This is a genomic window from Duganella paludis (assembly GCF_054461335.1).
The window spans coordinates 6,190,465-6,210,094 of the sequence record NZ_CM136922.1; the positions used below are offsets into that span (position 1 = coordinate 6,190,465).

General features: G+C 61.9%; 17 protein-coding genes and 1 tRNA gene. 11 read left to right on the plus strand and 7 right to left on the minus strand.

The genetic code is table 11. The annotated features are described in order from the left end of the window. Positions 1-2: 2 nt before the first annotated feature. Both ACXZ1M_RS27285 and moaD read left to right on the plus strand, forming a co-directional pair. Entirely contained in the window at positions 3-1,199 is a 1,197-nt protein-coding gene (locus ACXZ1M_RS27285; RefSeq protein ID WP_459050731.1) for a molybdopterin molybdotransferase MoeA, read from the plus strand. After that, positions 1,199-1,453, plus strand: coding sequence for a molybdopterin converting factor subunit 1 (gene moaD / locus ACXZ1M_RS27290; protein ID WP_459050732.1), 255 nt, complete (start codon positions 1,199-1,201; stop codon positions 1,451-1,453). Before ACXZ1M_RS27285 ends, moaD begins: the two co-directional genes overlap by 1 nt. Here moaD and ACXZ1M_RS27295 read toward each other — a convergent pair. Beyond that, the gene (locus ACXZ1M_RS27295) at positions 1,450-1,692 is read right to left on the minus strand and encodes a hypothetical protein (RefSeq protein WP_459050733.1); all 243 of its coding nucleotides are present in this window, start codon (positions 1,690-1,692) and stop codon (positions 1,450-1,452) included. The two genes, moaD and ACXZ1M_RS27295, sit on opposite strands and share 4 nt — an antisense overlap. 32 nt (positions 1,693-1,724) lie before the next feature. On the opposite strand from ACXZ1M_RS27295, the gene ACXZ1M_RS27300 reads away from it, so the two are divergent. Next, a complete protein-coding gene (locus tag ACXZ1M_RS27300) occupies positions 1,725-2,984 on the plus strand; it encodes a TIGR03862 family flavoprotein (RefSeq protein WP_459050734.1) in 1,260 nt (419 codons plus the stop codon). Here the strand turns inward: ACXZ1M_RS27300 and ACXZ1M_RS27305 are convergent. From ACXZ1M_RS27305 to hpnD, 4 genes are all read right to left on the minus strand, one after another. Then, positions 2,971-3,783 carry a head GIN domain-containing protein gene (locus ACXZ1M_RS27305; protein WP_459050735.1) on the minus strand — a complete coding sequence of 271 codons (813 nt, stop codon included), beginning with the start codon at positions 3,781-3,783 and terminating at the stop codon, positions 2,971-2,973. The genes ACXZ1M_RS27300 and ACXZ1M_RS27305 overlap by 14 nt on opposite strands. 13 nt (positions 3,784-3,796) lie before the next feature. After that, complete coding sequence (locus ACXZ1M_RS27310; RefSeq protein ID WP_459050736.1) at positions 3,797-4,591, minus strand: DUF1700 domain-containing protein; 795 nt, start codon at positions 4,589-4,591, stop codon at positions 3,797-3,799. 139 nt (positions 4,592-4,730) lie between these two features. Next, positions 4,731-6,164: a hydroxysqualene dehydroxylase HpnE gene (gene hpnE / locus ACXZ1M_RS27315; protein WP_459054079.1), complete on the minus strand. Its 1,434-nt coding sequence runs from the start codon at positions 6,162-6,164 to the stop codon at positions 4,731-4,733. Then, complete coding sequence (gene hpnD / locus ACXZ1M_RS27320; RefSeq protein WP_459050737.1) at positions 6,151-6,984, minus strand: presqualene diphosphate synthase HpnD; 834 nt, start codon at positions 6,982-6,984, stop codon at positions 6,151-6,153. The genes hpnE and hpnD overlap by 14 nt, the downstream gene beginning before the upstream one ends. A 120-nt stretch (positions 6,985-7,104) precedes the next feature. On the opposite strand from hpnD, the gene ACXZ1M_RS27325 reads away from it, so the two are divergent. Further along, positions 7,105-7,512: a hypothetical protein gene (locus tag ACXZ1M_RS27325; protein WP_459050738.1), complete on the plus strand. Its 408-nt coding sequence runs from the start codon at positions 7,105-7,107 to the stop codon at positions 7,510-7,512. On the opposite strand, the gene ACXZ1M_RS27330 is transcribed toward ACXZ1M_RS27325, so the two are convergent. Both ACXZ1M_RS27330 and hpnC read right to left on the minus strand, forming a co-directional pair. Further along, on the minus strand, positions 7,481-7,942 hold the full coding sequence (locus tag ACXZ1M_RS27330) for a hypothetical protein (RefSeq protein WP_459050739.1): 462 nt from the start codon (positions 7,940-7,942) through the stop codon (positions 7,481-7,483). The two genes, ACXZ1M_RS27325 and ACXZ1M_RS27330, sit on opposite strands and share 32 nt — an antisense overlap. Before the next feature lie 66 nt (positions 7,943-8,008). Beyond that, complete coding sequence (gene hpnC, locus ACXZ1M_RS27335; protein WP_459050740.1) at positions 8,009-8,851, minus strand: squalene synthase HpnC; 843 nt, start codon at positions 8,849-8,851, stop codon at positions 8,009-8,011. 170 nt (positions 8,852-9,021) lie between these two features. Here hpnC and ACXZ1M_RS27340 point away from each other — a divergent pair, with 170 nt between their 5' ends. From ACXZ1M_RS27340 to lon, 7 genes are all read left to right on the plus strand, one after another. Continuing rightward, complete coding sequence (locus ACXZ1M_RS27340) at positions 9,022-10,110, plus strand: efflux RND transporter periplasmic adaptor subunit (protein WP_459050741.1); 1,089 nt, start codon at positions 9,022-9,024, stop codon at positions 10,108-10,110. Then, complete coding sequence (locus tag ACXZ1M_RS27345) at positions 10,107-13,196, plus strand: efflux RND transporter permease subunit (RefSeq protein ID WP_459050742.1); 3,090 nt, start codon at positions 10,107-10,109, stop codon at positions 13,194-13,196. Before ACXZ1M_RS27340 ends, ACXZ1M_RS27345 begins: the two co-directional genes overlap by 4 nt. Before the next feature lie 173 nt (positions 13,197-13,369). After that, positions 13,370-13,456: transfer RNA gene (locus tag ACXZ1M_RS27350), tRNA-Leu, on the plus strand. 32 nt (positions 13,457-13,488) lie between these two features. Then, positions 13,489-14,829, plus strand: a complete 1,341-nt coding sequence (gene tig, locus ACXZ1M_RS27355) for a trigger factor (RefSeq protein ID WP_459050743.1) — start codon at positions 13,489-13,491, stop codon at positions 14,827-14,829. Positions 14,830-14,906: 77 nt separating this feature from the next. Further along, positions 14,907-15,524: an ATP-dependent Clp endopeptidase proteolytic subunit ClpP gene (gene clpP, locus ACXZ1M_RS27360; protein WP_371866049.1), complete on the plus strand. Its 618-nt coding sequence runs from the start codon at positions 14,907-14,909 to the stop codon at positions 15,522-15,524. Positions 15,525-15,674: 150 nt separating this feature from the next. After that, positions 15,675-16,943 carry an ATP-dependent Clp protease ATP-binding subunit ClpX gene (clpX, locus tag ACXZ1M_RS27365; protein ID WP_459050744.1) on the plus strand — a complete coding sequence of 423 codons (1,269 nt, stop codon included), beginning with the start codon at positions 15,675-15,677 and terminating at the stop codon, positions 16,941-16,943. 274 nt (positions 16,944-17,217) lie between these two features. After that, complete coding sequence (lon, locus tag ACXZ1M_RS27370; protein WP_459050745.1) at positions 17,218-19,629, plus strand: endopeptidase La; 2,412 nt, start codon at positions 17,218-17,220, stop codon at positions 19,627-19,629. Position 19,630: the final 1 nt, after the last annotated feature.

The window sequence follows — 19,630 nt, forward strand, 5'->3', positions numbered from 1 at the left end:
TCATGCTGGCCGTCCGCGAAGCGCTCGACCTGATGCTGTCCGCCGCGCGGCCGGTGGCGCACACCGAAGTGATACCGACGCTGTCGGCCAATGGCCGCGTGCTGGCCGCTGCGCAGGTATCGGGCATGAACGTGCCCGGCGCGGACAATACGCAGATGGACGGCTACGCGGTGCGCGCCGCCGATTGCGCCGGCGGCAACGCTGTGCTGACGGTGTCGCAGCGCATCCCGGCCGGCCATGTCGGCCAGCCTTTGCAACCGGGGACTGCGGCGCGCATTTTTACGGGCGCGATGATCCCCGAGGGCGCGGACGCCGTCGTCATGCAGGAGCAATGCACGCTGGCGGGCGATCAGGTCACCATCAACCACGCGCCCAAGTCGGGCGAGTGGATCCGCCGCGCCGGCGAGGACATCACCAGCGGCAGCGTGATCCTGCCTGCCGGCGCGCGCCTGCGCAGCCAGGAACTGGGACTGGCCGCATCGGTTGGCTTGGCCGAACTGCCGGTCCGCCGCAAGCTGCGCGTTGCCGTATTCTTTACCGGCGACGAGCTGGCCATGCCGGGCGAGCCTTTGGCGCCGGGCGCCATCTACAATTCCAACCGCTTTACGCTGCGCGCGCTGCTGGAAAACCTGGGCTGCGAGATCAGCGATTTCGGCATCGTGCCGGATACGCTGGAGGCCACGCGTTCGGTGCTGCGCGAGTCGGCGCAGGGCCATGACCTGATCATCACTTCCGGCGGCGTGTCGGTCGGTGAAGAGGATCACATCAAGCCTGCGGTGGAAGCGGAGGGCAAGCTGAATATGTGGCAGATCGCCGTCAAGCCGGGCAAGCCGCTGGCCTTCGGCGAAGTGCGCGACGCTTTCTTTGTCGGCCTGCCGGGAAATCCGGTGTCGAGCTTCGTCACCTTCCTGATGTTCGTGCGTCCCTTCATTTTGCGCCTGCAGGGCGTGGAAGGTCCGATCGCGCCGCGCGGCTACGCAATGCGCGCCGATTTCGACTGGCCGAAAGCCGACAAGCGCAATGAGTTCCTGCGCGCCCGCATCAACGCAGCCGGCGGCGTGGAACTGTTCCGCAACCAGAGTTCCGGCGTGCTGACGTCGACCGTGTGGGGCGATGGCGTGATCGATAATCCGCCTGGCACCACCATCGCTTCCGGCGACATGGTGCGCTTCATCCCGTTCAACGAGTTACTTTACTGATGACGATTACCGTTAAATTTTTCGCCAGCGTGCGCGAAGCGGTGGGCGCTTCGTCGGAGTCGCTGGCCTTGCCGGACGGCGTGGCCACGGTGGGCGCGCTGCGCGAGCATCTGGCCGCGCGCGGCGATGCGTGGCGCGAAGCGCTGGGCAATCCAGCCTTGCGCATGGCGTACAATCAGGTGATGTGCGGCGCCGATACCGCGCTGGCGGACGGCGCCGAGGTGGCGTTTTTCCCGCCGGTCACCGGCGGCTAGGTGGATTTCTTTTCCTTGCCTTTGCTGCCCACGTCGTTGCAAACGCGGCAATCCAGGGCGGCACGGTAGCGGCGCCATGCCGTGAAGTTGAAGATGGCGGCCGCGAACAGCGCCCATGCCAAAGCGCTCAGATAATCCACCGGCGCGGTGGAACCTTTGAACCATTCCACGGCGGCCAGGATAGCGAACAGCGGCACGGCTGCCTGCAGGTAGCGCTTAATCCAGAACATTGCACCCATTGTCTCTCCCTTGTTTTTAATATGGACCCAGCATGCAGTCTAGTTTGACACCTTTTCGCGTCGCCGTCATCGGCGGCGGGCCCGCTGGTTTGATGGCCGCGCAGGATCTGGCGCAGGCGGGCGTTCAGGTGGACCTGTATGACGCCATGGCCTCGGTCGGCCGCAAGTTCCTGCTGGCCGGCCGCAGCGGCATGAATATCACGCACGCCGAGGCCTACGAGGATTTCGTCGGCCGTTACGGCGACAGCGCCGCGCCCTTGCGGCCCATGCTGGACGCCTTCGGCCCGCAGGCCGTGCGCGATTGGGTGCATGGACTGGGCCTGGAGACTTTCGTCGGCACCTCGGGACGCGTGTTTCCGACCGATATGAAGGCGGCGCCGCTGTTGCGCGCCTGGGTGCACCGCCTGCGCGAAAGCGGTGTGCGCTTCCATACGCGGCACCGCTGGCTGGGCTGGCAGGGCGATGCGCTACTTTTCAGCGCACCTGGCGAGGATGACAAGCCGGCCGAACACCTGGTGCAGGCGGACGCCGTGATCCTGGCGCTGGGCGGAGCGAGCTGGGCGCGTCTCGGTTCGGACGGCGCCTGGATGCCGCTGCTGGCGGCGCGCGGCATCGAAGTGGCGCCGCTGGTGCCGGCCAACTGCGGCTTCGACGTCGACTGGAGCGAGCATTTCAGCAGCCGCCACGCCGGTGAGCCGTTGATGACGGTAGCCGTGATCGCGCGCGATGCGCAGGGCAGGGAGATGCGCAAGCAGGGCCAGTTCGTGGTGACGCAGGGCGGCATCGAGGGCAGCCTGATTTACGCCTTGTCGGCGCCATTGCGCAACCAGATCGCGGCAGACGGCCATACCACCATCTGGCTCGACCTGCTGCCGGACCTGACGGCCGAACGCGTGGCCGATGAAGTGAGCCGGCCGCGCGGCGCGCGTTCGCTATCCAGCCATCTGCAAAGCCGTTTGGGCATCAAGGGCGTTAAGGCCGGCTTGCTGCGCGAGTGCCTGAGCAAAGATCAATTCGCCGACGAGGCGCAACTGGCGCAGGCCATCAAGCGCCTGCCGGTGCGCCTTCAGCGCGCGCGTCCCATCGACGAGGCGATCAGCAGCGCCGGCGGCGTGCGTTGGGATGCGTTGGAGGGAACGATGCTGAAGGCCGCGCCGGGCGTGTTCGTGGCCGGCGAGATGGTCGATTGGGAAGCGCCGACCGGCGGTTACCTGCTGACCGCCTGCTTCGCCGGCGGCGCGGCCGCCGCCCGCGACGTGCTGGCTTGGCGCGTGGGACTCACTCCCAGGTAACTTCGCCGGAACCGGTGCGGTGGACGTTGCGCTGGTCCGGGTTGCCCAGCACGCGGATATCGCCGCTGCCTTGCAAGGTCAGATCGGCCGACTGCTTGGCAAAGACGTGGGTGGTGCCCGAGCCCTTGAGGTTGACGGTGACCTTGTCCGAGGCCAGGTGGCGCGCATTCAGGTCGCCCGAGCCGGTCAGGTCGGCGGTCAGCGTCTTGCAGCTGCCGGAGGCGCTGATCTCACCCGAACCGACCATTTCCAGTGCCACGTTTTCGCTGCTGCCGGCGTTCAGATTCAGGTTGCCGCTGCCGTGCGCGCCGGCGTTCAGCTCGCGATAGCGGCCGTTGAAGTTGACATTGCCCGAGCCATGCAACTGCAGCTCCAGCTTTTCGCCATTGAAACCCGACACCTTGGTGTCGCCGCTGGTGTGCACCGTCAGCTCTTCCAGCGACGGCAGCACCAGCTCCACCTGCAGGCGATGGCGCGGATTGAGCAGCATGCCCTTGGTGCCGATGTGCAGTTCGCGGCCGTCCTGGATGGTTTCGATATTGGCCAGCGAGCGCTGCTCGCCGCGCACCTTGAGCGTGGCGGTCTGGCCCTGGGTCAGTATCAGGTCGATCGGGCCGTTCAGTTCCACCACGGTGGCCATGGCGTCGATCTTGCGGGTCTCCGTGCCCAGCGAGCGGCCGGCCACGCTGGTCGGGCTGCTGCTGCCGTAGGCCTTGAGCATGCTGTAGGTCACGCCGATCAGCACGAACGACAGCACCAGCAGGCCCGCTCCAATTTTCAACAATGCGCGCATCATCATGTCCTCAAGCTTCCTAGCGTCCGCGCAGCAGCGAGGCGTTCATCGCGGCGTAGCGTTTCAGGCCGATCACGGTATAGCGGGTCAGCACCACGCTGATCAGGCACAGGCCGATGCCGCCCAAAATCAGTCCGAGTCCGATCAGGGACTGGGTGGTGCGCGCGCCGCTGTCGAAATCGGTGGTGATGTGGACGTCGCCGGCCGCCACGGCTTCGGCGCGGTTGAGCAGCTTGCCGCTGCGGCTCAGTCCTTCGTCGTCGGCCGGCTGCGCGCCCGGATCGTCTTTGTTGACCTGCACGCCCATGTTATTGATCGAGACGCGCCAGCCCTGGGCTTCTTCCTCGTCTTCGGCCGAGGCGAAATGAGCGTCGGTGAATTCCATGATGTGGCGCAGCGGACCTTCCAGCGCCAGTTCGTTCTGGCCCGACAGGCCGCTGGCCGTCAGCGCCACGCCGCCGATGTAAAAAGCGAAGGCGGACAGGTAGACCGCGCCCAGCAGGCTGGCGTAGACCATGGCCGGAATCACCATGAACAGGTTGAAGATCGCCAGGCCGATGAAGGACACCATCACCCGCGCCAGGTTGAACGGGGTTTTCTTTTGCTCGAAGGCGTTCAGGTGGGCGTTGGCGCGCAAGGTCATGGCGATTTTGCGCGGCTCGTCGAGTTCCTTGTAAACCTCGGCCTCGCTGCGGCCGGCCACCAGGCCGTCGATATAGCGTTGCTCGTAGTAGGCCAGGGTCTTGGCCACCGTTTCCGGTGGCAGACCTTGCATTGCCTGCTTGAGCGCGTCGAGATATTCCTGCTTCGTCATGATGTCAGTCTTCCAATATTTCTTCTAGTCCAAGGCAATATAAGCCTTTGCCGATGTTGTGACTGTACGCAAGCGCTTGTCCAGCCGCCATGGGCATGTGACAGGCTGCATAAATCGCGGAACAGGCGACCAAAAAGCACTACTGGACGGCGCTCCTTTTCAGCAGGGCGGCGGCGGCTACGCCGCTGCGGACGGCCGACTCCAGCGTGGCGGGGTAGTCGCCGGCGGTGTAGTCGCCGGCCAGGAATAGTCCGGGCAGGGGCGTGGCGTTGCCTGGTCGCACCAATCCGGGGACGCTGGCGTAGGTGGCGCGCTTCTCGGTAATCACCTTGAACCAGGCCGGGCGGCCCAGTTCCGGACGCTGGAACACCACCGCCAGTTGCACCGCCACGGCTTCGGCCAGCAACTCCTGCGGCTGGGCCGAGGCCGGGCCGGAAGCGCTGATGATCACCGCCAGCAGGCCGGCCTGGCGCGCGTCGAGCTGGCTGCGGTCGAACACGAACTGGCCGTAGTGATGGTTGAACGGGTCGTCCAGCAGGGCGTAGAACGGCAGGTCGAGGCGGGTGGCGGCGTCGTATTGCAGGTAGACGGTGGTGATGGCTTCCGGCTCGAAGGCGGTCAGCTGGCCGCACAGGGCGGTGGTGTCGCTGTCGGGAATGTCGTGCAGCAGGGTGGCGGCCTGGCTGGCGCCGGTGGCCAGCACCACGCCGCCGAAATACGTGCTCCAGGTGCCGCCGACGGCCGCGCCGCTGATGTCCAGCTGCCACAGCCGGCCTTCGATCGAACGCAGCGCGTTGACCTTGGCGCCGCCGCGCGCATTGCCGCCATGCGCTTCGACGTAGCGCGCCGCCGCTTCCGGGAACAGCGCGCTGAGGTCGGCGCGCGGCAGCAGCATGTCGGAGGCGCGGCGCTTTGCCCCCAGGCTGTCGCGCAGCACGTTGAGGAAGACTTGGGCCGAGGCGCGTTCTGGCGGCGTGTTCAGGGCGGCCAGGCACAGCGGCCGCCACATCAGCTGGATCAGGCGCGGTGTCTGGTCGAAGCGCTCCAGCAGTTCGCTCACGGTGCAGTCGTTCTGCAGGCGCCAGCCCATCCAGCGCGCGGTGCTGGAAAAGCGGGCGAGGCTGAGTTTGTCTTCGCGGTTCAGGCCCTTGGCCCGCAGCAGGGCGGCGGCCAGGTGCAGCGGCGCCGGCAGCGGCAGCGCGGGCGCGGCGAAGTCCATGCCGCCGGTGCCAGGCGGGTAGCGCATTTGCAGCGGCAGCGTCAGGATCGCCTGTTGGGTATCGACGCCCGCCAGTTTCATCAGGCGCAGGGTTTCGCTGTAGGCGCCCAGCAGGATGTGCTGGCCGTTGTCGAGCTGTTTGCGGTCGGTTTCGACGCGGCGGGCGCGGCCGCCCAGGGTACGGCCGGCTTCCAGCAGGGTGACTTTGTAGCCGGCGCGCGCCAGTTCGACGGCGGCGGCGCAGCCGGCCCAGCCGGCGCCGACCACCGCGATGGAGCGCGCCACCAGGCCGGTGTCGGCGTGGCCGCGTTTGTCCGCCGGGGTGCCGGCAACGTCCGGGTCAGCCACGGATATAGGTCTTCCACGCCAGCCAGAGCTTGCGGATGGGCGTGAGCGAGATGCGGTGTTCCAGCACGTGGTAGCCGTCGGCTTCCACTTCGGTCAGCAAGGTGCGGTAGATGGCGGCCATCATCAGGCCGGGACGCTGGGCGCGACGGTCTTCCTTGGGCAGTAGGGCGTAGGCTTCGTCGTAGGCGCTTTGGGCGCGGGCGATCTGGAAGGCCATCAGCTTTTCGAACTTTTCGCTGTGCTTGACGTTCAGGATCTCGGCGGCGGTCACGTTAAACTGTTGCAGTTCGTTGATCGGCAGGTAGATGCGGCCTTTGCGCGCGTCTTCGCCGACGTCGCGGATGATGTTGGTCAGCTGGAAGGCGTGGCCGAGCTTTTCCGCGAACTGCAGGGTTTGCGGATTGGTCACGCCGAAGATGCTGGCCGACAGGATGCCGACCACGCTGGCCACGTGCCAGCAGTATTTGCTGAGGGCGGCGTAGTCGAGGTAGCGGGTCTGGTTCAGATCCATTTCCATGCCGTCGATGATGGCTTGCAGGTGTTCTTCCTTCAGGTTGTAAACCTGAAGGTGGGGCTGCAGCGCCTGCGTGACTGGGTGGGTCTGCTGGCCGGCGTACATATTGTTGATTTCCTTGCGCCACCATGCCAGCTTGATGCGGGCGATCGATTCATCGGTGCATTCGTCGACGGTGTCATCCACTTCGCGGCAAAAGGCGTACAGGGCAGTAATGGCGCGGCGACGCTCCGGCGGCAGGAACAGGAAGCTGTAGTAGAAACTGGAGCCGCTTTGTGCGGTCTTTTGCTGGCAGTAGTCGTCGGGGGACATGGATAAAAAAGCAATGATCTGTTCGAAGCCGCTATTCTATAGGAAGGGCGAAGGACGTGGTCTGCAACTTAAGCCCATTTGGGGATACAATATGTTACCTTTTCAGGAGATCGTTCCCGTATGAAGTCGCAGATCGTTGCCGCCTTGATCGTCATTCCAGCCTTGGCTGGGTGTGAGGGCGCGTCTGTGGAAAATGCGGCGCCGATGAAAACGGCCACGTATTACACCCAGAATTTGAATGAGGCGCACGAGGTGGCCAGCCGCTGCAGGGCGCTCGATGCGCAGAAGCAGCGCACCTTGAGCGCGGGCAACTATCAGGAGTGGCAGATTTCCAACGAGGGCGTGAATTGCCAGACGGCGCTGTCGGTGTCGGAAGCGGCCTCGCTGCGCGAGTTCGTGCTGAAACAATCCAAGCCGCAATCCCCGGTCGCCGCACCGAAAGCCGGGTCGCCATCCTCAGCCGTGCCCGCCTCCCAGGAGCGCACGGAACAAAAAGTCATTTCCTCCCAGACGCTCGCTCCTGTTTGATCCTTTCGAGTTCGGCGCTGATTTGTTTTTGTAGCGCGTCATTCGCTTCGATTTGCTTGCTGACTTGTGTCAGCTTCTGATCCGTCTCGAACGCTTGCTTTCTGATATCGCTCTGCCATTGACCGGTTTGTTTGCCGGATTCGAAGGAGGCCATCATGTTGGAGAGCAGGGCGGCGTTGAATCCTGCCATGCAGAGGATGATGGCAATCACGGAGCTGATGCCGGTGATGATAATCGTCCCTTTGAGATTGGTGATCGACGTCACCGCGTCGCGTAGCCCTTGTTCCAGGCGTTCGAAGCGGATGTCGTGGGCGTCGAGGCGCGCGACGATCACGTCCAGCTTGCCGAGGACGGCGGCAATCTGAACGTTGCGCAGCGCTTCTTCTCGCAGTAGCTTCGCGTCAATTTCTTCGCGGGAAATATCGGCCATGGCGGCGCTCCGGGGATGCAGGTTTTTCAGTATAGACCTGGCATCGGCGCCGTCAATTGATGGCGCTCAAGCGGTGCGTGGCACGGCTTTCAGTTGCTTTTTCATGCGCACGGCGGCCCAGAAAATGGCCAGCCAGTCGCGCTTGGTCAGTTTGGGACGGTGCAGGAAGACATCGTATTCGGCCGCTTCGATGGCGTCCAGGATGCGCAGGCCGCCTTGCACCACCATCCTCAGTTCGAAGCCGATGCGACCCGGCAGGCGCAGGGCCAGCGGCGCACCGCTCAGCATCAGCTGGCGGGCGCGTTCCACCTCGAAGCGCATTAATGAACGCCAGCGCGGCCGCGCACTCGCGTGGTCCAGCGCCGCCGGCGAAATCGCGTAGCGGTTCAAATCTTCCAGCGGAATATAGACGCGCTCCTTGTGCTGGTCGATCGCCACGTCCTGCAGGAAGTTGATCAACTGCAGCGCCGTGCAGATGGCGTCCGAGTCGCGCACATTGTCCTCATCCGCCGCGCCATACAGGTACAACATCATGAAGCCCACCGGATTGGCCGAGCGCGCGCAATAGTCGAGCAGCGCCTCGTAGGTCTGGTAGCGCGACACCGTCACATCCTGCTTGAAGGCCGACAGCAGCTCATACAGCGGCTTGAGCGGCATCTGATATTCGCGCACCACCTGCGCCAGCCGTTCGAACATCGGCTGGTGATCGGTCGCACCCTGTGCGATGCGGTCCAGCGCCGTCTCGTAGGCGTTCAGCGCCGCCAGGCGTTCTTCCGGCGTAGCATCGCCTTCATCGGCCAGATCGTCGGCGCTGCGGGCAAAGGCGTAAATGGCTTCCACCGCCGGACGCAAACGGTTCGGCAGCAAAATGGAGGCGACAGGGAAGTTTTCGTAGTGATCGACCGGCATAAACGGACAGAACGGCAGGGGCCGGATTGTATAAGGGTTTCCAGCACGTAATAGTAGAGGGAACTTGAAATAAGAGCAAGGCTCAATTAATGACGCTCAAGTCATTTGCAAAAATCGTTGTTGAGCATATAATCAATAAATAACCTGTCAGTCATTTAAAGGAAGCTGTCGTGTCTACTCTCAAGAATGTGCTGGTCGCCGCCACGGCGCTGGCCCTGCTGGGCGCTTGTTCCAAACAGGCCGAGAAAACTGAAGATGTCCGCCCGGTCCGCGCGATCACGCTGGTCAGCAGCGATATCGATGTGAATGCCGAATTTTCCGGCGAGGTGCGCGCTCGCGTCGAGTCGCGCCTCGGCTTCCGGGTCGGCGGCAAGATTGTCAGCCGCAAGGTTGATGCCGGCACGCTGGTCAAGAAAGGCCAGGTGCTGATGCAGCTCGATCCGCAGGATTTGCAACTGTCGCAAGCCCAGGCGCTGGCCAATTTGCGCGCCGCCGAAACCAACCGCGACCTGGCCAAGGCCGATCTGAAGCGCTACCAGGAACTGGTCAGCAAGAGCTTCGTCAGCCAGTCGGTGCTGGACGCCAAGGAATCCACCTTCAAAGCCGCGCAGGCAAACGTCGATGCCGCGCAGGCAGGATACCGTGGCCAGTCCAACCAGGCCGGCTACGCCTCGCTGGTGTCGGACGTCGATGGCGTGGTAACGGCAGTCGACGCCGAAGTGGGGCAGGTGGTGACCCCCGGCACGCCGGTGGTGCGCGTGGCCAAGTCGGGCGAGAAGGAAATTGTCATCGGCATCCCCGAAGACAAGGTCGACACGCTGCGCCGCATCGCGGACGTGCACGTGCGCCTGTGGGCCGATCCGAAGACCGTGGCGGTCGGCAAGATCCGTGAAATTTCGCCGGTGGCCGACCCATCCACCCGCACCTACACCGTGAAGGTGGTGATTCCGGATTCGCTGGCGGAAGCCAAGCTGGGCATGACGGCGGTGGTGCAGTTCGCCTCCAAGACGGCGACGCCGCAGATCAAAGTGCCGCTGACCGCGCTGTTTTATGAAAAGTCCGCGACCTCGGTGTGGGTGGTGGAAAACGGCGCCGTCAAGCTGGTGCCGGTCACCATCGGCGGCGTGGCGGGCAACGACATCGTGCTGGCCAGCGGTGTGAAGGCGGGCCAGACCGTGGTCACGGCCGGCGTCAATCTGCTCAAGCCGGGGCAGAAGGTGAAGATTCTCGGGAACGACCTGCCGAAGGCCGCCAAATGAAGGAAGGATTCAATCTCTCACGCTGGGCGCTGGAACACATTCCACTGACCCGCTACCTGATCGCGGTGCTGCTCATCGGCGGCGCGCTCAGCTATTCCAACCTGGGTCAGGATGAAGATCCGCCGTTCACCTTCCGCGCGATGGTGGTACGGGCCAACTGGCCGGGTGCGACCTCGCTGCAAATGGCCGAACAGGTCACCGACAAGCTGGAGAAAAAGCTCCAGGAAACGCCCGATATCGACGAGATATCCAGCTATTCCAAGCCGGGCGAGACCACTATCATCCTCAAGCTGCGCGAGTCGGCGGCGCCCAAGGAAGTGGCGCAGTCCTGGTACCAGGTGCGCAAAAAGATCGGCGACATCCGCGGCACTTTGCCGCCTGGCGTGCAGGGACCGTTCTTCAACGATGAATTCGGCGACACCTACGGTTCCATCTTCGCGCTGTCCGGCGACGGCTTCACCTATGCCGAGATGAAGGACTACGCCGACTTCGTGCGCCAGCAACTGCTGGGCGTGCCGCTGGTATCCAAGGTCGAGCTGTTCGGCGTGCAGGACGAGAAGATCAACATCGAGTTCTCGCACAAGAAATTCGCCCAGCTGGGCGTGCCGTTCGAGGCCATCGTCAACCAGATCGCCACCCAGAACTCGGTCGAAGCCACCGGCGTGCTGGTCACGCCGACCGACAACCTGCAAGTACGGGTAACCGGCGCCCTGAAGACCGTCAAGGATCTGGAAGAGCTGGAACTGCGCGCCAACGGCACCACCTTCCGCCTGGGCGACTTCGCCACCATCAAGCGCGAATACCAGGACCCGCCGGGCAACAAGATGCGCTTCAACGGCAAGGAAGTGATCGGCCTGGGCGTATCGATGGAAAAGGGCGGCAATATCATCCAGCTTGGCAAGCACATGGAGAAAACCGTGCGCGAGATGAAGGCCAAGCTGCCGGTCGGCATCGAGCTGGAGCGCGTGTCGGACCAGCCGGAAGCGGTGAAAGCTTCGGTGGGCGAGTTCGTGCATACCTTGATCGAGGCCGTGCTGATCGTGCTGGCCGTCAGCTTCGTGGCGCTGGGCCTGCACACCAAGCCCAAGCTGCGGCTGGATGTGCGTCCGGGCATGGTGGTGGCGCTGAGCATACCGCTGGTGCTGTCGGTCACCTTCCTGTTCATGCGCATGCTGAACATCGACTTGCACAAGATCTCGCTGGGCGCGCTGATTATCGCCCTGGGCCTGCTGGTGGACGACGCCATCATCGCCGTGGAAATGATGGTGCGCAAGATGGAGGAGGGCATGTCGCGCTTCGACGCCGCCACCTATGCCTATACATCCACCGCGATTCCGATGTTGACCGGTACCTTGATCACGGTGGCGGGCTTCCTGCCGATCGGCCTGGCCAAATCGGCGGCGGGGGAGTACACCTTCTCGCTGTTCTCGGTGAATGCGTTGGCCTTGGTGATTTCGTGGGTGGTAGCGGTGACTTTTACGCCGTATCTCGGCTACGTGCTGCTCAAGGTCAAGCCGCACGGCGCGGGCGGCGGCGAGCATGAATTGTTCGATACGCCAGGCTTTCGCAAGTTCCGCGCACTGGTCAACTGGTGCGTCGAATACCGCTGGATCACCATCGGCGCCACGCTGTTGGTGTTTGCGCTGGGCGTGTACGGCTTCAAGTTCATTGAGAAGCAGTTCTTCCCGGATTCCAGCCGTCCCGAGCTGATGGTGGAGTTGTGGACGCCAGAAGGCACCACATTTGCTGCCAACGAGGCGCAGGTGAAAAAGTTCGAAGCCTTCATCCGCAAGCAGGACGGCGTGGTCAGCGTCACCAGCTACGTGGGCACCGGCTCGCCGCGCTTCTACCTGCCGCTGGACCAGATTTTCCCGCAGACCAACGTCTCGCAAATCGTGGTGCTGCCGAAAGACCTGAAAGCGCGTTCGGCGCTGCGCGACAAGATTGTCGACGTCTTCAAGCATGATTTCCCGGAAGTGCGCGGCCGCGTCAAGCTGCTGCCGAACGGGCCGCCGGTGCCGTATCCGGTGCAATTCCGCGTCACCGGCACCGAGGTGGACAAGGTGCGGGCGATCGCCGACCAGGTCAAGGACATCATGCGCGCCAATCCGAATACGCTGGGCGTGAATGACAACTGGAACGAGTCGATCAAGGTGCTGCGCCTGGACCTGGACCAGGACAAGATGCGCGCCCTGGGCGTGACCTCGCAAACGGTGATGCGCGCGGCCAACACCATCCTGTCCGGCACCACCATCGGCCAGTTCCGCGAAGGCATCAAGCTGATCGATATCCAGATCCGCCAGCCGATCGAGGAACGCGCCACCATCTCGGTGCTGAACGACACGAATATCCCGACCGCCAGCGGCAAGTCGGTGCCGATCAGCCAACTGGCGCGGGCGCATTTCGTCTGGGAGCCGGGCGTGGTGTGGCGCGAAGGGCGCGACTGGGCCATCACCGTGCAGTCGGATGTGGTCGACAACATCCAGGGGCCAACCGTCTCGGGCCAGATCGAACCGCAACTGAAGGCGCTGCGCGACGCGTTGCCGGCTGGTTACGCCATCACCGTCAAGGGAGCGGCGTCAGACAGCGGCGCGGCGGAAGCCTCGATCGCGGCCAACCTGCCGCTGGCAATCTTCATTATCTTCACGCTGCTGATGCTGCAATTGCACAGCTTCTCGCGTTCGCTGCTGGTATTCCTGACCGGGCCGCTGGGCGTGGCGGGGGCGGCGATGGCGCTGTTGCTGCTGGGGCGTCCGCTGGGCTTTGTGGCCAACCTGGGCATCATCGCGCTGTTCGGCATGATCATCCGCAACTCGGTGATCCTGGTCGACCAGATCGAGCAGGACATCAAGGCAGGCCACGATCCCTGGACCGCGATCGTCGAATCGGCGGTGCGCCGCTGCCGGCCGATCATCCTGACGGCCGCCGCCGCCGCGCTGGCGATGATCCCGCTATCGCGCTCGGTGTTCTGGGGACCGATGGCGGTCGCCATCATGGGCGGCCTGATTCTGGCCACGGCGCTCACGCTATTGTTCCTGCCGGCGCTGTATGCGGCGTGGTTTAGAGTGAAAAAGCCCATAAAATAGGCAAAAATATGCAAAAAACAGCGGAATGTTGGCGGCATAGTAAAAATCGTCACATTTCGCTGAAAAACCCGTTAGAATACCGCGTTGAAGTTGAAAGCTCCTGCGTAAAAAGAGCGGGAATAGGGCGACCGTTTTCACTTACGGGTCGCCCTTTGCTTTTGTGCAAACAAGCCGCGAGGATGGCGAAATTGGTAGACGCACCAGGTTTAGGTCCTGACGCCAGCAATGGTGTGGGGGTTCGAGTCCCCCTCCTCGCACCAACTGTATTTCTTATTTTTTGGACGATTTTTACATGGCAACTGCAGTCGAAACCTTGGGCAAACTCGAACGTCGTATCACGATCTCCTTTCCGCTGACCGAAGTCCGCGCTGAAGTTGAGAAGCGCCTGAAAGTGCAAGCCAAAACGGCTAAGGCACCAGGCTTCCGTCCGGGTAAAGTTCCTCTGAAAATGGTCGCAGCACAATACGGTTATCAAATCGAGACCGAAGTGCTGAACGATAAAGTTGGCCGCGCTTTCAACGACGCCGCAAACGAAGCCCAACTGCGCGTAGCGGGCTATCCGAACATCGAACCGAAGCAGGAATCGCCAGCCGGCGTACTGTCCTTCGATGCGACCTTCGAAATCTACCCGGAAGTCGTCATCGGCGACCTGACCACCGTGGAAATCGAAACCGTCAAAGCCGACGTCAGCGATGCTGAAATCGACAAGACCATCGACATCCTGCGCAAGCAACGTGTGCACTTCCACACCAAGGGTGAAGCCGGTGAGCACGGCGACGGCGGCGAGCCAGTGGCCGCCAACGGCGACCGCGTGACCGTCGACTTCGTCGGCTCGATCGACGGCGTTGAATTCCCAGGCGGCAAAGCTGAAGGCTATGCCTTCGTGCTGGGCGAAGGCCGCATGCTGCCGGAATTCGAAGCAGCGACCGTCGGCCTGAAAGTCGGCGAAGCCAAGACCTTCCCACTGGCCTTCCCAGAGGACTACCATGGTAAAGACGTGGCCGGCAAAACCGCCTCGTTCACCATCACCCTGCAAAAGCTGGAGTGGGCGCACCTGCCGGAAGTCGATGCTGAATTCGCCAAATCGCTGGGCGTGGCCGATGGCGACGTTGCCAAAATGCGCGACGACATCAAAGTCAACCTGGAACGTGAAGTCGCTGGCCGCGTGAAAGCACGCAACAAAGAAGCCGTGATGGACACCCTGGTCAAGACCGCCACCCTGGACGTGCCGAAGTCACTGGTTGCCCAAGACACCGAGCGTCTGGCCGAAATGACCCGTCAGGACATGGCGCAGCGCGGCATGAACGTCAAGGACGTGCCATTCCCACCAGAACTGTTCGCAGAAAAAGCCGAGCGTCGCGTACGCCTGGGCCTAATCCTGTCGCAACTGGTCGGCGAAAACAACCTGCAAGCCCAGCCTGAACAAGTCAAAGCCCAGATCGAAGACTTCGCCCAAAGCTACGAAGATCCACGTGAAGTGCTGAAGTACTACTACAGCGACCGTCGTCGTCTGGCGGAAGTCGAAGCCCTTGTATTGGAAGAAAACGTCGTCAACTACGTCCTGGGCCTGTCGAAGACTTCGTCCAAGGCCATCGCCTTTGACGAACTGATGGGAAGCAACGCACAAGCGTAATTCAGTTTGGGCCGGATGATGTATTATTTACTCACCCGGCCTTAATAGCTGCTTCACAAGGAAATAGAATGACTGGTATGAACCGAAATCCGGCGCTGGACACCGAAATGCTCGGCCTGGTGCCGATGGTGGTGGAACAAAGCGGTCGCGGCGAGCGCTCTTACGACATCTACTCGCGTCTGCTGAAGGAACGTATTATCTTCATGGTCGGTCCGGTCAACGACCAGATGGCCAATCTGGTGGTCGCCCAGCTGCTGTTCCTGGAAAGCGAAAATCCAGACAAGGACATCTCGCTGTACATCAATTCGCCTGGTGGTTCGGTTTCGGCCGGCCTGGCGATCTACGACACCATGCAGTTCATCAAGCCGGACGTGTCGACGCTGTGCACCGGCATCGCCGCCTCCATGGGCGCGTTCCTGCTGGCCGCCGGCGCCAAGGGCAAGCGTTTCTCGCTGCCGAACTCGCGCATCATGATTCACCAGCCGTCGGGCGGCTCGCAGGGCATGGCTTCGGACATCGAAATCCAGGCCAAGGAAATCCTGTACCTGCGCCACCGTCTGAACTCGATCATGGCCGAGCGCAGCGGTCAAACCGTCGAACAGATCGCCAAGGACACCGACCGCGATCGCTTCATGTCGGCGGAAGAAGCGGTAGAGTACGGCCTGATCGACAAAATGTTGACCAACCGGGCTTGATGCTTCCCTCGCGGCATCGCTAGAAAAAACGCTCGGGCGATTAATCGTTCGGGCGTTTCGTTTTTATTTCGGGTAGCATGTCACTGTAGGCCGGGTTTCCGGACCGCATTGCACTGATTACTTGCTTCCTGTAACCAAAGAAAACTGCCCATGTCTGACAAAAAATCCTCCAGCGGCGAAAAACTTCTGTACTGCTCGTTCTGCGGCAAAAGCCAGCACGAGGTGAAGAAACTCATCGCCGGCCCATCGGTCTTCATCTGCGATGAGTGCATCGACCTGTGCAATGACATCATCCGCGACGAAACCTCGGCCATCGAGTCGGTGACGGGCGCCAAGTCGGACCTGCCGACCCCGCACGAAATCAAGGACTTGCTGGACCAGTACGTCATCGGCCAGCAAACCGCCAAACGCATCCTGTCGGTGGCCGTGTACAACCACTACAAGCGCCTCAAGCACCTGGGCAAGAAGGACGAAGTCGAACTGGCCAAGTCCAACATCCTGCTGGTCGGTCCTACCGGCTCGGGCAAGACCCTGCTGGCGCAGACCCTGGCGCGCATGCTGAACGTGCCGTTCGTGATCGCCGACGCCACCACCCTGACCGAAGCCGGTTACGTGGGTGAGGACGTAGAGAATATCATCCAGAAACTGTTGCAAAGTTGCAACTACGACGTCGACAAGGCGCAGCGCGGCATTGTCTATATTGACGAGATCGACAAGATCTCGCGCAAGTCGGACAACCCGTCGATCACGCGCGACGTGTCGGGCGAGGGCGTGCAGCAGGCGCTGTTGAAACTGATCGAGGGCACCATGGCCTCGGTGCCGCCACAAGGCGGCCGCAAGCATCCTAACCAGGACTTCGTGCAGATCGACACCACCAACATCATGTTCATTTGCGGCGGCGCCTTCGACGGCCTGGCCAAGGTGATCGAGAACCGTTCGGAGAAATCCGGCATCGGTTTCGGCGCTTCGGTGAAGAGCAAGTCGGAACGCGCGGTCAGCGACGTGCTGCAGGAAGCGGAACCGGAAGATCTGATCAAGTTCGGCCTGATCCCTGAGCTGGTGGGCCGTCTGCCGGTGGTGGCCACCCTGGCCGAGCTGACCGAGGAAGCCCTGATCCAGATTCTGGTCGAGCCGAAGAACGCCCTGGTCAAGCAATACGCCAAGCTGCTGGAGATGGAAGGCGCGGAACTGGAAATCCGTCCGGCCGGCTTGCATGCGATCGCCAAGAAGGCATTGGCGCGCAAGACCGGCGCACGCGGCCTGCGTTCGATCCTGGAACACGCGCTGCTCGATACGATGTATGAGCTGCCAAATGAAACCAATGTTACTAAAGTGGTTATTGATGAGAATACCATCACCAGTGGTGCCAAGCCATTATTGATTTATCAGGAACAGGCCAAAGCCTCTGGTGAGAATTAAATAACTTGTGCACACTTGTCCCGCTCGACAGCAAAATTCATTTCGCATCCGTGGGGCAAGGCGGTACAATCAAAACCAATAAAAGAATCAGGCTTCATTCGGAAAGCCACTCGTGACTCCCAGTCACGCGTGGCTTTTTTATTTGATTTTTTTAGAGTGGACTCGCTTCATTGAAAAACATTCTTTTATATGAGGAATTATTTCTTGTAGGTCGGTCTTGTGATTTGGCAAAACAGCGCCCACATCATAATCACGCTTTCACATAAGGTACGCCATGACAACTTCCAAATTAACTGAGCAAACTCAACTGCCGTTATTGCCACTGCGGGACGTCGTCGTATTTCCGCATATGGTGATACCGCTGTTCGTAGGGCGCCCAAAATCGATCAAGGCGCTGGAAGCCGCTATGGAGCAGGGCAAGAGCATCATGCTTGCCGCGCAAAAAGCCGCTGCCAAGGACGAACCTTCTGCCTCCGATATCTACGAGATCGGCTGCGTAGCCAATATTCTGCAAATGCTGAAGCTGCCCGACGGCACCGTGAAGGTGCTGGTCGAAGGCGCCCAGCGTGCGCGCATCAACAAAATCACCGACGCGCCGACGCACTTCGTGGCCGATCTGACGCCGCTCGATTCCGAGCTGGGCGACGATTCGGAAATCGAAGCCATGCGCCGCGCCATCGTTCAGCAGTTCGACCAGTACGTCAAACTGAACAAGAAAATCCCGCCTGAGATCCTGGCGTCGCTGTCGGGCATCGACGACGCCGGCCGCCTGGCCGATACCGTGGCCGCGCACCTGCCGCTGAAGCTGGAGCAGAAACAGGTGATCCTGGAGATCTTCAGCGTCGCCAAGCGCCTGGAGCATCTGCTGGGCCAGCTGGAAGGCGAACTGGACATCCTGCAGGTCGAGAAGCGCATCCGTGGCCGCGTCAAGCGCCAGATGGAGAAGTCGCAGCGCGAGTACTACCTGAACGAGCAGGTCAAGGCCATCCAGAAGGAACTGGGCGAGGGCGAAGACGGCGCTGACCTGGACGAGCTGGAGAAAAAGGTCGCCCTGGCCAAGATGCCGAAAGAGGCATTGGACAAGGCTACCGCAGAGCTGAAAAAGCTGAAGCTGATGTCGCCGATGTCGGCCGAAGCCACCGTGGTGCGCAACTACATCGACACCCTGGTCAGCCTGCCTTGGAAGAAAAAATCCAAGGTCAACAACGATCTGACCAATGCCGAGAAAGTCCTGGAAGGCGACCACTATGGCCTGGACAAGGTCAAGGAACGCATCCTGGAATACCTCGCAGTGCAACAGCGCGTCGACAAGCTGAAAGCGCCGATCCTGTGCTTCGTTGGTCCTCCAGGCGTGGGTAAAACCTCGCTCGGCCAGTCGATCGCCCGCGCCACCAACCGCAAGTTCGTGCGCATGGCGCTCGGCGGCGTGCGTGACGAAGCCGAGATCCGTGGTCACCGTCGTACCTACATTGGCTCGATGCCGGGCAAGGTGCTGCAATCGCTGGCGAAAGTCGGCGTGCGCAACCCGCTGTTCCTGCTCGACGAGATCGACAAGATGGGTGCGGACTTCCGCGGCGATCCATCGTCGGCCCTGCTGGAGGTGCTGGATCCTGAACAGAACCACACCTTCTCTGACCACTACATCGAGGTCGACTTCGACCTGTCGGATGTGATGTTCGTGGCGACCTCGAACTCGTACAACATCCCGCCGGCGCTGCTCGACCGCATGGAAGTGATCCGCCTGTCGGGTTACACCGAGGACGAGAAGACCAGCATCGCCCAGCGCTACCTGCTGCCTAAGCAGATCAAGAACAACGGCCTCAAAGAGGACGAGATCTCGGTCAGCGAAGCAACGGTGCGCGACATCGTGCGCTACTATACCCGTGAAGCGGGCGTGCGTTCGCTGGAACGCGAAGTGTCGAAGATCTGCCGCAAGGTGGTCAAGATGCTGCTGCTGAAGAAGTCGGACAAGAAAGTGATCGTCACGCCGAAAAACCTGGACAAGTTCCTGGGCGTGCGCCGCTACGACTTTGGCGTGGCCGAGAAAGAGAACCAGATCGGCCAGGTGGTCGGCCTGGCATGGACCGAGGTGGGCGGTGATCTGCTGACCATCGAAGCCGTGCAAATGCCGGGCAAGGGCGGTGTGATCCGCACCGGCACTCTGGGCGACGTGATGAAAGAGTCGATCGAAGCAGCCCGCACCGTGGTGCGCAGCCGCGCCAATCGCCTCGGCATCAAGAACGAAGTGTTCGAGAAGAGCGACATCCACATCCACGTGCCGGAAGGTGCGACGCCGAAGGACGGCCCGTCCGCCGGCGCCGCCATGACGGTGGCGATGGTGTCGGTGTTCACCGGCATCCCGGTGCGCGCCGACGTGGCGATGACCGGCGAGATCACGCTGCGCGGCGAAGTATTGCCGATCGGCGGCTTGAAGGAAAAACTGCTGGCGGCCCAGCGCGGTGGCATCAAGACCGTGCTGATCCCCGAGCAGAACGTCAAGGATCTGGCCGACATTCCGGACAATGTCAAAAACAAACTGGAGATCGTACCGGTGCGTTGGATCGATAAAGTGCTGGAAATCGCGCTGGAACGCCAGCCGGAACCACTGGTGGAAACCGCTCCGGTGGAGGCCGTCGCGGCCGCCGCGACCAAGACCGATGGTCAGGGCGAAGTGGTAAAACACTAAC

What these genes read in the sequence shown, in the direction of transcription:
- moaD (WP_459050732.1), top strand. Translation starts at nt 1,199, where the DNA reads ATGACGATTACCGTTAAATTTTTCGCCAGCGTGCGCGAAGCGGTGGGC.
- hpnC (WP_459050740.1), bottom strand. Translation starts at nt 8,851, where the DNA reads ATGCCGGTCGATCACTACGAAAACTTCCCTGTCGCCTCCATTTTGCTG.
- ACXZ1M_RS27285 (WP_459050731.1), top strand. Translation starts at nt 3, where the DNA reads ATGCTGGCCGTCCGCGAAGCGCTCGACCTGATGCTGTCCGCCGCGCGG.
- ACXZ1M_RS27345 (WP_459050742.1), top strand. Translation starts at nt 10,107, where the DNA reads ATGAAGGAAGGATTCAATCTCTCACGCTGGGCGCTGGAACACATTCCA.
- ACXZ1M_RS27310 (WP_459050736.1), bottom strand. Translation starts at nt 4,591, where the DNA reads ATGACGAAGCAGGAATATCTCGACGCGCTCAAGCAGGCAATGCAAGGT.
- ACXZ1M_RS27300 (WP_459050734.1), top strand. Translation starts at nt 1,725, where the DNA reads ATGCAGTCTAGTTTGACACCTTTTCGCGTCGCCGTCATCGGCGGCGGG.
- ACXZ1M_RS27330 (WP_459050739.1), bottom strand. Translation starts at nt 7,942, where the DNA reads ATGGCCGATATTTCCCGCGAAGAAATTGACGCGAAGCTACTGCGAGAA.
- ACXZ1M_RS27305 (WP_459050735.1), bottom strand. Translation starts at nt 3,783, where the DNA reads ATGATGATGCGCGCATTGTTGAAAATTGGAGCGGGCCTGCTGGTGCTG.
- hpnD (WP_459050737.1), bottom strand. Translation starts at nt 6,984, where the DNA reads ATGTCCCCCGACGACTACTGCCAGCAAAAGACCGCACAAAGCGGCTCC.
- ACXZ1M_RS27295 (WP_459050733.1), bottom strand. Translation starts at nt 1,692, where the DNA reads ATGGGTGCAATGTTCTGGATTAAGCGCTACCTGCAGGCAGCCGTGCCG.
- clpX (WP_459050744.1), top strand. Translation starts at nt 15,675, where the DNA reads ATGTCTGACAAAAAATCCTCCAGCGGCGAAAAACTTCTGTACTGCTCG.
- tig (WP_459050743.1), top strand. Translation starts at nt 13,489, where the DNA reads ATGGCAACTGCAGTCGAAACCTTGGGCAAACTCGAACGTCGTATCACG.
- ACXZ1M_RS27325 (WP_459050738.1), top strand. Translation starts at nt 7,105, where the DNA reads ATGAAGTCGCAGATCGTTGCCGCCTTGATCGTCATTCCAGCCTTGGCT.
- clpP (WP_371866049.1), top strand. Translation starts at nt 14,907, where the DNA reads ATGAACCGAAATCCGGCGCTGGACACCGAAATGCTCGGCCTGGTGCCG.
- lon (WP_459050745.1), top strand. Translation starts at nt 17,218, where the DNA reads ATGACAACTTCCAAATTAACTGAGCAAACTCAACTGCCGTTATTGCCA.